General features: G+C 49.3%; 8 protein-coding genes. 3 read left to right on the forward strand and 5 right to left on the reverse strand.

The window, feature by feature from the left end; genetic code table 11:
- The first annotated feature begins 449 nt into the window (after positions 1-449).
- Positions 450-2,540, forward strand: coding sequence for a polysaccharide lyase 8 family protein (locus NW212_RS07745; RefSeq protein WP_258338079.1), 2,091 nt, complete (start codon positions 450-452; stop codon positions 2,538-2,540).
- A gap of 77 nt (positions 2,541-2,617) precedes the next feature.
- Here the strand turns inward: NW212_RS07745 and NW212_RS07750 are convergent, their stop codons facing one another.
- On the reverse strand, positions 2,618-3,640 hold the full coding sequence (locus tag NW212_RS07750) for a glycosyltransferase family 2 protein (RefSeq protein ID WP_258338080.1): 1,023 nt from the start codon (positions 3,638-3,640) through the stop codon (positions 2,618-2,620).
- A complete protein-coding gene (gene mtaB / locus NW212_RS07755; RefSeq protein WP_258338081.1) occupies positions 3,637-4,953 on the reverse strand; it encodes a tRNA (N(6)-L-threonylcarbamoyladenosine(37)-C(2))-methylthiotransferase MtaB in 1,317 nt (438 codons plus the stop codon). The genes NW212_RS07750 and mtaB overlap by 4 nt, the downstream gene beginning before the upstream one ends.
- A gap of 247 nt (positions 4,954-5,200) precedes the next feature.
- Between mtaB and NW212_RS07760 the strand changes: the two genes are divergently transcribed.
- Entirely contained in the window at positions 5,201-5,395 is a 195-nt protein-coding gene (locus NW212_RS07760) for a hypothetical protein (RefSeq protein ID WP_258338082.1), read from the forward strand.
- Positions 5,396-5,569: 174 nt separating this feature from the next.
- Here the strand turns inward: NW212_RS07760 and NW212_RS07765 are convergent, their stop codons facing one another.
- Genes NW212_RS07765 through NW212_RS07775 form a run of 3 tightly spaced genes read right to left on the reverse strand, consistent with a single transcriptional unit; the run spans position 5,570 to position 10,409 of the window.
- Positions 5,570-7,117 carry a Gfo/Idh/MocA family protein gene (locus NW212_RS07765; RefSeq protein WP_258338083.1) on the reverse strand — a complete coding sequence of 516 codons (1,548 nt, stop codon included), beginning with the start codon at positions 7,115-7,117 and terminating at the stop codon, positions 5,570-5,572.
- A gap of 39 nt (positions 7,118-7,156) precedes the next feature.
- Positions 7,157-9,271, reverse strand: coding sequence for a glycoside hydrolase family 2 protein (locus NW212_RS07770; protein WP_258338084.1), 2,115 nt, complete (start codon positions 9,269-9,271; stop codon positions 7,157-7,159).
- A gap of 28 nt (positions 9,272-9,299) precedes the next feature.
- Complete coding sequence (locus NW212_RS07775) at positions 9,300-10,409, reverse strand: glycoside hydrolase family 105 protein (RefSeq protein WP_258338085.1); 1,110 nt, start codon at positions 10,407-10,409, stop codon at positions 9,300-9,302.
- A gap of 513 nt (positions 10,410-10,922) precedes the next feature.
- Here NW212_RS07775 and NW212_RS07780 point away from each other — a divergent pair.
- Positions 10,923-14,933, forward strand: coding sequence for a hybrid sensor histidine kinase/response regulator transcription factor (locus tag NW212_RS07780; RefSeq protein ID WP_258338086.1), 4,011 nt, complete (start codon positions 10,923-10,925; stop codon positions 14,931-14,933).
- The last annotated feature ends 336 nt before the right edge of the window (positions 14,934-15,269 follow it).

Genomic DNA, 15,269 nt, shown 5'->3' on the forward strand with positions numbered 1-15,269 from the left:
ATGGACTTGCGCGGAAAGGCAGGCACCGGATACACGCCGGGAATTCCGTTCCACATTGCGGTTTCTTCATTCCACAACGTGGTTTGTATGTTCCACAATGTAGTTTATACATTCCACATCGTGAAATGCAGAACCATACAGCCCATGCCTGCCTTGCCGGCCCGCACGAAAGGATTTTCCGCCCCTGCCCCATCCGCATCTGAGAGCGGTTTGCAAGAACATCTCTCCGCTTCCAGGCGGAAGGCAGCAGCCCGCCCGACGGAAAAAGGCGGAGAAAACATCCCGAAAACAATTCTCAAACTGAGGCAGAGCAAAATTCAAACGGGCTCTTAAACACGCTCTTAAGTTTTCATGCAAATCTTTTTAAAATCGTCCGGACACTTGCGATTAAATCAGAAAATAATTATCTTTACACCCGTAACTTAACCAAAAGATTTATGAACGCCCGTTTGAGAACACTTGTACTGACAGCAATCGCTTCATGCGGCCTGACCATGGGCGCGCCTTATGCGCACGCATCCAATGCGGCCCAAAACGATTTTGAAGTATTTATGCAGAAAATACGCAACAGCGTAAAAAAGAACCCGTCGATCGACAGCGACCTCGCGAAGTTTAAAGATGACGGCTCGTTTGCAGATGTGGACTACACCAATACGGCCATGACCAACTGGGATCCCATCAAACACATCGAACGCCTGCAAAATTTCGCATACGCCTACACGAATCCCGACAACAAGCATTATCAGGACGAAGCCGTATACGACAAGATTGTCAAAGGGCTCGAATACTGGTATGCGCAAGATCCGGAAAGCGACAACTGGTGGCACAACCAGATTTCGGAACCGCAGAAAATAGGCGTACTGCTGATCCAGATGCGCAGCGGAAAGAAACAGGTGCCGGAAGACATTGAAGCAAAAACGCTCGAACGCATCCTCAAAGACGGAGGCGAACCGGAGAAATGGACGGGAGCCAACCGCACGGACATCGCCCTGCACTGGATCTACCGCGCCTGCCTGACAGAAAACGCCGCCGACCTGAAGCGTGCAATCGACAATGTGTTCAGCCCCGTGGAATACACCACAGGCGAAGGCTTCCAGTACGACAACAGCTACTTCCAGCACGGAACGCAGCTCTATATCGGAGGATACGGCGATGAAATCCTGAAGGGAGTGACTCAGGTTGCATCGTATGCCCTGGGAACAAGCTACGAACTGAGCAAGGACAAAGTGGAACTGCTCAGCAAATTCATGCGCGAAACCTACTACCGCTCCGTGCGCGGACAGAACATGATGTGGGATATCATCGGACGAAGCATGAGCCGCCCGAACGCAACCAAGAAACAGAACACGGCCATATATGCCAAACGGATGATTGACATCGACCCGGAACACGCCGAAGAGTTCAAGAACATCGTGGCCCGGCTGAACCGCAAGAAACCGGCCGACTACAAGACGAGAAACGGACATATACATTATTATATAGGCGACTATTCGCTCTACACAAGCCCTTCTTACGCAATGGATGTCCGGCTGGCATCGACCCGCACAAAGAAGTGCGAATACGGCAACAAGGAAAACCTGAAGACTTATTTCCTTTCATACGGATGCACCTGCATCACACAGACGGGAGATGAATACTACAACATCTTCCCCGTATGGGACTGGCGGCACATCCCGGGCACCACTGCACCTCAGGTAGAAAAGATTCCGATGGACGACAAGGCATGGGGCATGAACGGAACATCCACTTTTGCCGGAGGCGTTTCCGACAGCATCATGGGAGCGACTGCATTTTCATACACCGACACGAAAGAAGAAGTCAACCTCAGTGCAAAGAAAAGCTGGTACTTCTTCGGCGATGAAGTGGTTTGCCTTGGAGCCGGAATCAGTTCAACGACAAACGTACCGGTACACACAACCATAAACCAGTGCTTCCTCGGAGCATTCAACATGAACGCAAAGACGCTTGAACACCCCAACTGGATCATAAACGACAATATCGGCTACCTCTTCCCGCAAGAAGAGAAGGTGTTCTTCACTTCTCAGGAACAGAAAGGAAAATGGAGCGACATCAATACCAGCAAGAGCAAGAAGGAAGAATCGCACCATGTGTTCACGGTGGGAATCGATCACGGTGTAGCCCCCAAGAACGCAAGCTATGCCTACATCGTGGTTCCGAACAAGAAGTCGGAAAAGGAAATGGAGACATACTACAAGAACAATCCGATTGAAATCCTGTCGAACACAGACAAGATCCAGGCTGTCCGCAACACTGAAGACGGCGTATGGATGGTAACGTTCTTCGAAGCCGGAACAATGAAGCACAAAGACTTGAGCGTAACCGCCGACAAGCCGTGCGTCCTGATGGTGAAGGATCTCACTTCAAAAGCGGCAACCTTGCATATCGCTGACCCGGGACAAACCCAGACCGCCATCAAGGTTACAATAAAGAACGGAAAGAAAGAGCAGTCGGTAACTGCTGACTTTGCAAATACCGGCATTCATGCCGGAGCAACCAAAGCCTACCGGATGGCTTTCTGAGAAACGACTTTCACTGATACAGAAAGGGAGGGTGCCCGCAAGGTCATCCTCCCTTTCTGTATCTTCCGCACGGAATATCAGCCGGTGAGCCGTCCGAACGTCTTTTTGCCCTTTATCTTGCTCTGCCACAAAATACTGAAGCGGAAACGTTCCGGTATATCTTCCGTAACGCTCCGGGCTATATTCTCTTTCCGGTCGGCAACGAACGAAGGAAGCATCCGCCTGAAATCGCGCCGGGCCTTCAATACAGCCTTGAAGCCGGAGGTTTCTCCTTTCAGCAAAAAGGCCAAAGCCGCCACATAGTCAAGTATTTTACGGACAGCCATCACATGGCGCAGCTCCGGCTCAGGAAGATTCTTATACAGCATCAGCAGATTGTTCCTGAAATTGAGGTAGGTCTTGCGGGGACTCTCCTTCTTCAAAGTGGCGCCTCCCACATGATACACCACCGAAGCAGGCACACAAAAAAGCAGATATCCCCTGCTCCGCAAGCGCCAGCACAAATCAATTTCCTCCATATGAGCAAAAAAACGGCCGTCAAGTCCGCCCGCTTCCCGATAAGCGTCCAGCCTGATCATCAATGCCGCTCCCGAAGCCCAGAACACCGGAAGCGGAGTGTCATACTGTCCGGCGTCGGCCTCCACATGTTCAAATATACGTCCCCGGCAAAAAGGATAGCCGTAGCGATCCATAAATCCGCCGGCGGCACCGGCATATTCAAACCTCGTCCTGTCATTATACCCCAGCAGTTTGGGCTGGCAGGCCGCCACATCGGGATGCCTGTCCATAAAATCAGCCAGCGTGTCAAGCCACCCCGGAGTAACTTCCACATCGCTGTTCAGCAAGACGACATATCGGGCCTCAACACATTCCAGCGCCTTATTATAGCCGTCGGCAAAACCGTAATTACGGTCCAAGGCAATCAGGCGGACAGAAGGAAATTCTTTTTCAACCACTCCCCGCGAAGAGTCAGCCGAAGCATTGTCCGCCACACAGACCTCCACATCCGCTCCCGAAGAAAATTCCACCACCGAAGGCAGAAAACGGCGGAGCATCTCAGCGCCATTCCAGTTCAATATGACAACTGAAACCTTTTTCATAACATCATCCCTTTCAACGCCGTACCGTCTTCATTGAAATCGCCCAGACGCACTTTCAGCAAATGGTTGTCAAGAGCGTCGTTATGCTCCATCTCCACACGGATATAGTTCCGGGTGAATCCGTGCATAGGCATTCCGGCCCGGGCTTTTTCCATCAGCACTTCCGCCTCCCGTCCGATATGCCGCGCATAAAACGCATGCAGTTTCTGCTCCGACAAGGCAAGCAAACGCTGGCTGCGCTCATGCTTTTCTTCCGGAGAAACCACATAGTCTATTTTCAGAGCCTGAGTGCCCGGACGCTCCGAATAGCTGAACACATGCAACTGCGTTACATCCAGGCCTTCTATAAATTCATAAGCACGGTCAAAGTATTCGGGCGTTTCCCCGCGAGTCCCCACAATCACATCCACACCGATAAAAGCGTCAGGCATCAGCTTTTTCACCGTATGGATCTTGGATGCGAACAGTGCCGTGTCATAACGCCTGCGCATCAGTTTCAGCACTTCGTCACACCCCGACTGCAAGGGTATATGAAAGTGAGGCATGAAATGCCTGGAACGGGAAACAAAGTCAATAATCTCATCCGTCAGCAAATTAGGCTCGATAGAGGATATGCGATAGCGTTCCATCCCGTCCACTTCATCGAGAGCCTTTACCAGATCGAAGAACGTTTCGCCTGTCGACTTTCCAAAATCGCCGATATTCACTCCGGTGAGCACGATTTCTTTACCGCCTTCCGCCACAACCTGACGCGCCTGAGCCACCAGGTCTTCTATCTTTCCGTTACGGCTTCTGCCCCGGGCAAAGGGAATAGTGCAATACGAACAGAAGTAATCGCAACCATCCTGCACCTTCAGAAAATACCGCGTGCGGTCGCCGCGTGAACAGGAAGGCGAAAAACTCCGGATATCTTTTACGGCTGTCGTAACGGCCTCTCCGTGAGTCTTCTTCTCCAGATTCCCAAGGTAACTCACCAAATCGCCCTTCTGCTCTGCGCCCAGCACCAGATCCACGCCCTCAATATCCGCGATCTGTTCCGGCTTCAACTGGGCATAACAGCCGGTCACTACGACAAAAGCTCCCGGATGCTGGCGCACCAGTTTATGGATAGCCTGCCTGCACTTCTTGTCCGCAACATCTGTAACAGAACATGTGTTGACTATGCATATGTCTGCCCTCTCTCCTCTCCTGGCCGTACGGACGCCGGCTTCCTTCAATATTTTACCTATAGAAGACGTTTCCGCAAAGTTCAGTTTGCAGCCCAACGTATAGTAAACAGCTTTCTTATCTTGAAAAACAGTCGTATCAATCATATTTTCTCCTTTTATATAAGGTGCAAAGGTATATATAATTTTGTGATTCCTGCCATAAAGAAAAAACATTCAATTTCCATTCAAAAAGACGTGTTATAAAACACATTGATTCACAAGCGAATATATTTTACAACATATTTTTTTGAAAAAAAGTTGGCAACAGAAGAACAACGTATTCAAAAAGTCCATATATTTGCAGCGTTTTAAGAGAACAACATAAGTATTACAGATTTAAAAGCAAAAGAAAATGAAAAAATTGGTATTTTTGTTCGTAGCTTTCGCTGCTGTTTCTTTCGCATCTTGCGGAAACAAAGCAGCTAACACTGAAACTGCAGCTGACTCTGCAGCAGTTGAAACAGTAGAAGAAGCAGCTCCGGTTATTGATTCAACAGCAGTTGCAGCTGATTCTACAGCAGCTGATTCAGCAGTTGTTGCTGAATAATCTCGGACAAGAGAGAATTGAAAGTCTGTAAGCTCAGCCTACAGACTTTTTTTGTGCCCGTACGCAAAGGGTCCCGCACAAAAAAGGAACAAGGATGTGTCAGCGAGCAATCTGAACACATCCTTGTCTTTTATACAGTCTGCTGTCTGCAAACTTGATACAGTCAGCTAAAGCTTATTTTTTTGTTCCCCATTCTTTAGCTCCCTGCTCTTTCAGCTTTGCAGTAAATGCCGCTGCCTTTTCTGCAGCTGCCTTTTCATCCTCAGGGCTTGCAAAAGCATGTTTGTATCCTTTTACTACATTCCATTCACCGCGTGTGAAATCCGGGAAAGCAACCGGAGCACAACCGTTGTCCATCGAGAGCTCGCCCAATTCAGCCAGACAGCACCACTCTGCCAAGTCATAAACATCCATATCCAACGGAAGTCCGTTCTGCAGGCAATATACAAGACGGCTGTCCATAATGAAGTCCATACCGCCATGACCGCCTACTTCTTTTGCCATCTCGCCATATTTTTTCAGAATAGGATGCTGGTACTTCTCAACCAGGGCCTTCATTTCAGCTTCCGGCAAGAAACTATGTGCACTCAGGTCGTCAACTTTCGGCTGCACGCCCGATGCGCTCAACTGGTCAGCCTCTACCGCATATCCCTCAACCGGATATTTGTTTGCAAAGCCTTTCGTTCCGGTCAGCTGATACAGGCGGTTATACGGCTGAGGTGTCATAACATTGTGCTGAATTTCGATAACCTTTCCATTCTCCGTGCGGATAAGGGTTGTTGTATGATCGCCGTTGCGGAAATTGTTGCAAGTAGAATCCGTGCGAGCCTCAACCAGTGCCTTGCCCACAACCGACTTGGTATCCATAGCCACCAATGTCTTCATGCGGTCGCCACGATGGATGTTCAATGCCTGCGCTACCGGGCCAAGGCCGTGAGTGGCATACACATCGCCACGATGACGCATGTTATAATCCAGACGCCAGCCCAGCTTGTCATTCTCTCCATTCTTCCAGTAGTAGTCCCAGAACTGGTCGAGATTATGAATGTATGCGCCCTGCGCACGGATCACTTCACCGAACACTCCATGCTGTGCCATGTTCAGCGTATTCATTTCGAACCAGTCATAGCAGCAGTTTTCGAGGATAAAGCAGTGCTTGCGAGTCTTTTCGCTCAAATTGATCAGTGTCCAGCACTCTTCCAGATTCATAGCAGAAGGAACTTCGATAGCTACATTCTTTCCATTTTCCAACGCACATTTGGCAATCGGGAAGTGATGCATCCAGTCGGCTGCAATATACACAAGGTCGATGTCCTCGCGTTTGCAAAGCTCTTCGTATCCTTTTTCTCCCGAATAGATGGCAGCTTTCGGCAACGAAGCCTTTTCCAGGTATTTCTGGCATTTTTCTGCACGTTCCTTTTCATAGTCGCAAAGAGCTACAATCTGAGTTCCAGGAATATAAGTGAATCTTTCCACAGCACCGGGACCGCGCATACCCAGACCGACAAATCCCACACGAACGACTTCCATCTTCGGAACAGTCAGTCCGATTACACTCTTCTGACCTTCCGGACGCTCGGGAGTTTCCACAACAATTGTTCCTTTATCCCAACTCCAGCGAGTTCCGCGCTCGTTCATCTGCACAGCAGTCGATTGCTGTGAAGTGCAGGCGCACAAGGCTGCTGCACAAATTCCCAACATTAAAGCTTTAAATTTTCTCATGTTTTTTATATTTAGGTTAATAAAAATGATTCAAGTCTTTTACCAGCCGGAATGTTCATGTTCGTTCACGGAAGAATCAGCCTTGCGTGTCCGTTCCCCATTATAGAACCACTCAATCTCATCAGCATATTTCTTGCCGCCGGCACGGACTACAGCCTTCAGCGTATTCTTTCCTTCGGCCAGAGTCACATTGTCGAACACATAATGCACATCCGTATAGCCCCGGCGCACACCATCCAGTTTCTGTCCGTTCAAATAGATCTCCGGAACGCCTACGTTAGAGTAGACTGTAACAGAAGTGTTTTTCCGCTCACGGTTCACATTGCGCCGCTGGGTCAGATAGACCACCGGATCCTTGCTCCAGTTCGCCTTATACCAAAAATATGAATCTTTTTTTGTTTTCCGGTCAAAGGTAATCAATCCTTTTGAATTACGAGCAATAATCCCCCCTCTTTTCCACATCGGAACGGCAAAATCGAACATATTCCACAGATAAGAAGCAATAATGTACGGATGCTCCGCAATAACTCCCCACTGATATTCGTGCGTCTTGGTCTGAAAAGTTTCCGGATAGAACGATGCGCCCCAGTTCAGGGCATCGCCCAACACTTCAGTCTGATGCGCAATATTGGCATCCGCTCCATATTCCGTCAGCATCAGACGCTGCCAGGGATATTTCTTTTCAAGTCCCTCAACCCACGGAAGAATGTCCTGCACCCTCTTTTCATACCATCCGAAATAACGGTTCATCCCCTGTATGTCGGCATTCTGGTTCACCGGATGCTCGGCGTGACCGTATCCGTTGACAGCCGCTGTAAAACGGTCCGGATCTTCCGTCTTGCACAAGTCGTGAATCGAACGGGTGAGAGCGGCAGTATATTCATGCGGATGATACACCTCATTATGGATGCCCCACACATAGATGGACGGATGGTTGAAGCTCTGACGGATCAGCTCACGCATCTGCTGGTGCGCATTGTCCCATTCCTCACCCGTCACACGGTTCACGAAAGGTATCTCTGCCCAGATGATCAGCCCCAGCGAGTCGCAGCGCGAATAGATATAGTCCGACTGCTGATAATGCGCAAAGCGTACCGTTGTGGCGCCGATATCCATGATGGCAGCCAAATCGAAGTCATGCTCCTTGTTAGTCAACGCACTTCCAAGCCCCCACCAGTCCTGATGGCGCGTCACTCCATACATCGGATACTTCTCTCCGTTGAGGAAGAAGCCTTTTCCTGCCACGATTTCATACTTGCGAAGTCCCAAAGGCTGAACCACTTCGTCAAGCACACGTCCGTTGCTGGAAAGCCTCGACACCACCTTATAAAGATAAGGGTCCTTTCGTCCGTTCCACAGGTGCGGCCTGTTCATCTTGAAAGTAGAAGCATAACACTTCATGCCCTGAGGAGTAAGGTCGAACGACTGCACGTGACGCTTCACCAGCTTTCCCTCCGCATCATAAACGGCATTCTCAAGCTCCACCGGAACCGGAGCCAGCGAAGCATTGTCCACCTTCACCTTCACGGTTACCTCCGCCGACTTTTTCGACACGTTCTTCTGCGTAATGTACACGCCGGACGAAGCGCAGTCGTTTACGGCAATGGCGCACGGTTCGGTCGTCACCAGCCACACCGGACGGTAAATGCCGCCATACACGCCAAACAAATTATGATTCACCGGAATCACATCCGGACGCGCCGTATTGTCCGCCTTCACCACGATTTCGTTTTCCTTTCCCCACTTGATCTGAGGTCCAAGCTCACACACGAAAGCAGAATAGCCTCCCTTATGCGTTCCGGCCAGATAACCATTGATATATACCTCGGCACACGAGCCTACCCCCTCAAAGCGAAGATAAACCCGCTTCTCTTTCATCGACTCCGGGAAGGTGAAACGCTTGCGGTAATACCCCTCTCCCTGATAAAAAGAAGCCACCTGGCGCTGCATGTCCTGCGCGTTCCACGTATGGGGAAGCGTAACTTTCTCCCACTTCCCGTCCCATTTCATGACGGTTTGCAGCGCATTTCCCGAAAAAGGTCCTTTCTTGAACTCCCACCCGTCATTAAAAGGAACTACCTCGCGGGCAGAAACGCGCTGAAACGCGCACAAGAACAAAGCGATCAAACTCAGAAACAAAATATTCTTTCTCATAGACTGAATCAAACAAAGGTTATATCAATTATTCAAACAATTTTTTATACTCGCAACCAGCCATCAGGAATGCGCCCACGCCATAAAACTCAGTCATCTCACGGGTCACCTTTTTAGGATCGGCTCCGATAGGCTGGACATAGCCCAGCTTGCCGTCGCTTTCAACGGCACCGACCAGCGCTTTCCATCCCTTTTCTACAGCCGGAAGATACGTATCCCGCTCCAGCAGACCGGCATTGATGCCATAAGCAAGCGCATACACGATAAATCCGGTGGCGCTTGTTTCTGGCGATGGATACGACTTCGGGTCGAGCAGACTTGCGTGCCAATATCCGTCGGGGCTTTGCAGTTCGACCAAACGTTCTGCAAGTTCCACAAAAAGTTCTTCATAGAATTTCCGTGACGTTTCGTTCGGCGAAAAGGCTTTCAGAATTTCGGCCAGCCCGGCAATGACCCAGGCATTTCCTCTTCCCCAGAACACTTTTTCACCGTTAGCCTCACGCTGGGTAAAATAACGGGCGTCACGATAGAACAAATGCGCGTCCTTATCATAAAGGTACTCATAGCTGGCTTTGTATTCACGGTTGAGGAAATCCAGATACTTTCTGTCGCCCGTCAGCGAATAAAGTTTGGCATAAACCGGAGGAGCCATAAACAGAGCGTCGCACCACGACCATCTGTCAAGCGTCTCCATACGGCTATAATCCAGCTTCAACGAGGTCTGGGCAGGATTCTCCACAACCCAATTCGCCCTTGCCATGACAGGAGCCACCATCTTCCGGTCACCGTATTTAATATACAGGTCGATGAAGCTTTGTCCGACCGCTATAAAATCCGCATGATACATCCACTTTCCCATCTGAAAGTGATTGCGCCGGCCTATCCGGAGCAGCCAGTCATAATAAGTTTTGTCGCGGTCTTCTTTTTCCGCGATTTCAGCCCAGTCCACCATACCCATATACAGCGGGGCACGCGTCCAGTCCAGTTCGTCTTTAACCGCCCCGCTGTTCGGATGATCGATCTGCCAGTCGGCGACACGTTTCATAATTTCTTTTGTTTCTTTTCCCAGGTTGTCATTCCGTCCCCAGGCCGAAAAGGCCGAAAACAGCAAGCATACATAAATCAATGTTCGTTTCATAGGTTTTTCCTTTTAAGTCAAAAAATTGTTCTTTACAAAAATAAGAATGAAAAGACTCCGACGCAGGTTACAGCATATGATTCTGTGCAGCATTTTATCCTTTCGGATGAATTATGCACACTCTTCGGACGAAAGTGACATATACCTGCATCCTCCGGAGAAGAAGAATGACATTCCACCGGACTGTTTTCCTCGTTCCGCTCCCCATTCCCGGTCCGTACATTCCGGCACGCGCAAGCACATTCTGACGGTTTTCCGGCAATGCTTCCGCCTCCGCACCGCGTCAAATCCTGCATCTCCAGTCTAGAGATATACATCTCCAGACTAAAGATACATATATTCAGCCTAAAGACATATATCTTCAGGCTAGAGATACAGAAGACTTCGCCGTCCGTTACGGCCGGATGCGCAGAAAGCCCGGGCACACGCCCCGGGCGCATTTTTTCAGAAGCGAATATGCCGTCACAATTTTTTTCCGTAATTTTGCAAACATGTTAAAGTAAGCCTAAAGACATGAAAAAGACAACGCTAATCCTACTTGCCATCCTGTGTACCATCACCATGAAAGCTCAAAACCTCTACTTCAAGCATCTGGGGACAGAGGACGGACTGTCGCAAGTGCGTACACAGGCAATCTATCAGGATGAAACAGGAGCCGTATGGATCGGAACAGCTGAAGGACTGAGCCGCTACAACGGAACCAGCGTCAAGACATACTCTCTTCCGGACAGCCTTCTGAGCCTCTCCTCAGGCGGAATCGACCAGCTGTGCGGCAACAAACAAGGAAAAATCTACCTGCTTTCACAAGGAACGGCAACGGAATTCGACATCAGCAAGGAAAAATTCCGTCTGTTTGCCCAAGACATAAGAAGCATTTTCTGCGAGAAAGACACGCTATGGACAGCATCCAAAGACGGCATCTATTTCTATAAGCAGGAAAGCGAAAAGCCGGAACTGTTCGCCCGATTTGCCGAAACGTCGTATCAGGCCACCCATCTTTACGTCCAGAAGGACACGGTCTGGGCACTGAGTCCGATAAAGCTATACGCCATCCCGCGCAAATCTCCTTCCGCGCAGAAAACGCTCGCCACTTTCAAAGGCGACACGCAATGCCTGTATGTCGACAAAAGCGAAAACATATGGGTAGGAACCTGGAACGGAGTGCACCGGCTGTCCCCTTCCCGCAGCATCATCCGCTACGACAGCTCGTCCGGACAAGTATCCCACAACCAGATACGCTGCTTCACGGAAGACAACAAGGGAAACATCTGGATAGGAACCTACCGGGGACTAGACTGCTACCAGCCCGGAAGCGACTCGTGGAGCCACTACTCCGACTTTGGAGATTCGCCGAACACACTGAGCCACAACTCCATACTCACGCTTTACAAGGATAAGGACGGAAACATATGGGTAGGAACTTATTTCGGGGGAGTGAATGTTTTCAATCCGGGAAAAGACAACAACTATTTCTACTACGCCAATCCGCTCAGAAAAGACTGGCTCAACTTTTCCGTGATAGGCAAAATGACGGAAGACAACGACGGGAACCTTTGGATATGTACCGAAGGAGGAGGACTCAACTGCCTGGATATCCGGTCGGGAAAGTTCACGCACTACATGCACAAAGACGAAGACCCGCACAGCATTGGAAGCAACAACCTGAAATCCATCTATTTCCATCCGGAAACAGAAACGCTTTATACCGGCACCCATTTGGGAGGCCTGTACGTGCTGAACGTCCGCACGAAACAGGGACATACCTTGCAGCATACAAAAGGCGACCCGCATTCTCTGCCAAACAACATCGTAAATCAGATACAGCCCTATCAGAAGGGGCTGCTTGTCCTGACTCAAGGAGGGCTGGTGTACATGAACCGGGAAAACGAACAATTTTCCGATGTCAGCCAGAACCCCGAAGTCAGAAAAGTGCTCAGACGCCCGTATGCATACGAAACGTTCTTGCTCGACAAGCACAACCGCTTGTGGCTGGGACTGTCGAAAGGCGGAGTCGTCTGCGTCGACCTTACCACGTCGCACATATCCCAATACCAGTCGGCTCCTCTCTCGCTGGGAGAAATCACCCATATATTTGAAGACCGCTACGGAGATATCTTCGTAGGAAGCGCAGGGGCAGGCCTGTTCCGCTACCAGCGAAAAGAAGACAAGTTCAAGCAGTACAGCCTTCCAAGCGGTTTCTGCTACTATATCGGGGAGGCCAAACAGAACAATTGCCTGTATCTGATTCACGGCAAAGGCGCTTCCCTCTTCAATACGCAGACAGAAGTTGTGGAGAACACCTTCCGTCTTTTCAACCAAAGCTACAACAACAGCTCCTGCCTGTTCAGGGACAGGAAAGGAACCCTTTATATCGGAGGAAACAACGGCCTGGCTGTCCTGAAAAAAGAGAATACCGAACTGAAGCCTCTGAAGCCTCATTTCGACCGTCTCTTCATCTTCAGTCGTGAAGTGCAGCCGGAAAACGGTGACGGCATACTTTCCGCCATATTAGGAAAAACAGACAAGCTCAATCTGAAACACAGCCAAAACAACATCGCAATCGAAATAGCGACGTTCGATTATCTGGAGAACATACACTCCGGATTTGAATATACCTTAAAAGGATTCGACGAAAGCTGGAACCGGATGCAGGGAAACAAAATCACATACACCCATCTGGCTCCCGGAAACTATACGCTGAGGGTGCGACCGCTGACGGCAGGGGATTCTTCTCCTCTGGAGGCCAGCCTGAAAATCCACATCGCGCCTCCATTCTATGCCAGCACATGGGCCTACATTATATATATATGTATAGCAGGAGGCATTCTTTCTGTCATCCTGTCGTTCATAATCCGGCAGACAAGGCTGCGCACATCGCTCGACATAGCAAAAAATGAAAAGAGGCACATAGAAGAAATAAACCAACTGAAAATAAACTTCTTCACAAACGTGTCGCATGAGTTCAGAACCCCGCTGACGCTGATCCTGGGACAACTGGAAACTTTAATCCAGACAGACGAAATCGGCAACAGTGTGCGCAACAAACTGTCGCGCATCTACAGGAACGCGCTCGAAATGCGCAGGCTGATCTCTGAGCTGATGGATTTCCGCAAACAGGAACAGGGAGGGCTTGCCTTAAAGGTACGGGCGCTTGACCTCACAGACTTTATACGGAAAGCTTGCCAGCCATTCTCCGAATATGCCCGGGAAAAAGAAATAAACATGAAAGTCAAGGCGCAATCCGAGCCTCTTACAGCATGGATAGATCCTGTTCAGATGAAAAAAGTCATCTCAAACCTGCTCATGTGCGTTTTAAGATACACATCCTCCAAAGGGTGGATTGACGTAGAAGTACAGAAAATAAAGGACGAGGGAATCATTACGGTAACATATGCCGGCACAGAGGTTTCAGAAAAGGCCATCAGACATGTATTCGAGCAGTTTTATCAGGCGGAAGACACACCGGGAAACCTCAATGTAGTCACGGAAATCGGTCTGTCTGTCGCAAAAAACATCATCGAACTCCACCATGGAACAATTGATGTTTCCAGCGAAGAAGGAAACAGCACCCGATTCACCATCACACTGCCGCTAAGAGAAACCTGCTTCAGCCAAGAGGAACTGGCGTATGCAGACGAAGAGCCTGCCGTAATAGCTGATGATAAGAAATCACTCGCGCTCACAAGCATACTGGAAGAAAACGACTATGACAATGAAGCTGATGAGGAAAGCGATGATGCAGATGATGCAAACGACAGCAAGCCTGTCTTACTGCTGATTGAAAACGACCGTGAACTATGCTCCATACTCAAGGACGCTTTTGATGCAACCTACCACCTATATATAGCCAATGACGGACAAAAAGGATGGGAAAAGGCGCACCAGCTCCAACCGGATCTGATTATCTGCGACGTCACACTGCCGGACATTTCGGGAAAGGAACTGTGCTACAGGATAAAGAACAACGTGGAACTGGCCCACGTTTCCGTCATCCTGCTTACAGGACAAAGTTCGAGCGAACAGAAAATAGAAGCCTTCCGCTTCGGAGCCGACGACTACATAGTCAAGCCGTTTGATGTCAGCGTGCTGCAAGCCCGCTGCCGCAATCTGCTGAAGAACAAGAGCAGACTGATGGCTTATTGCAGTAACAAAGCGGTTCTGGAAACCACAGCAGAAGAAGCCATCAGCGAATCCGACAGAAAGCTGCTTCAGAGGTGTATCGACATCATACGCGAAAACTTTACCAACCAGGAATTCGATGTAACGGCTCTGGCCAATTCGCTCTGCATGGGACGGAGCAAGCTGTATACCAAATTCAAGCAGCTTGTCGGCCTTCCCCCCAACGAGTTCATGGTAAAAATCAAGATGGAAGAAGCCATGGCCCTATTGAAGGAGCATCCGGAACTCAACGTGTCGGAAATAGCCTCAAGACTGGGATTCTCTTCTCCCCGTTATTTCAGCAAACAGTTCAAGACGTTTTTCGGAATCACACCGCAGAACGTGCGCAGCAGAAAAGAAGAATAAAACTCATGGGGCTGTGTCAAAAACAAAAGAACTTCACAGAAATCTCTTTTAACCTGCGGCTTCCTTAACTCCTGCACGGTTTCGGGAGCCGCAATTTTTATGACCTCCCTCCCGGAAGAAGTCCGGACAATCCGCAAACTTTACAGTCCAGCATACTGGAAGGCTGGAACGTAAAACATAAAGGCATACAAACAGAAAATCAAAGCCTTTTTCGTCCGAAAACAAACTGCAATCCTGCCGAACCTTCAAAAAACTCATCCGCCCCTCAAAACTGCAGGCATCAAAAAATAAAGCCGAATCTGAAGGTATTAAAAATGATTTGACTACCCAATGTGA

The sequence above is a fragment of the Bacteroides sp. ET225 genome (genome assembly GCF_024733745.1).
Classification (GTDB): Bacteria; Bacteroidota; Bacteroidia; order Bacteroidales; family Bacteroidaceae; genus Phocaeicola; species Phocaeicola excrementipullorum.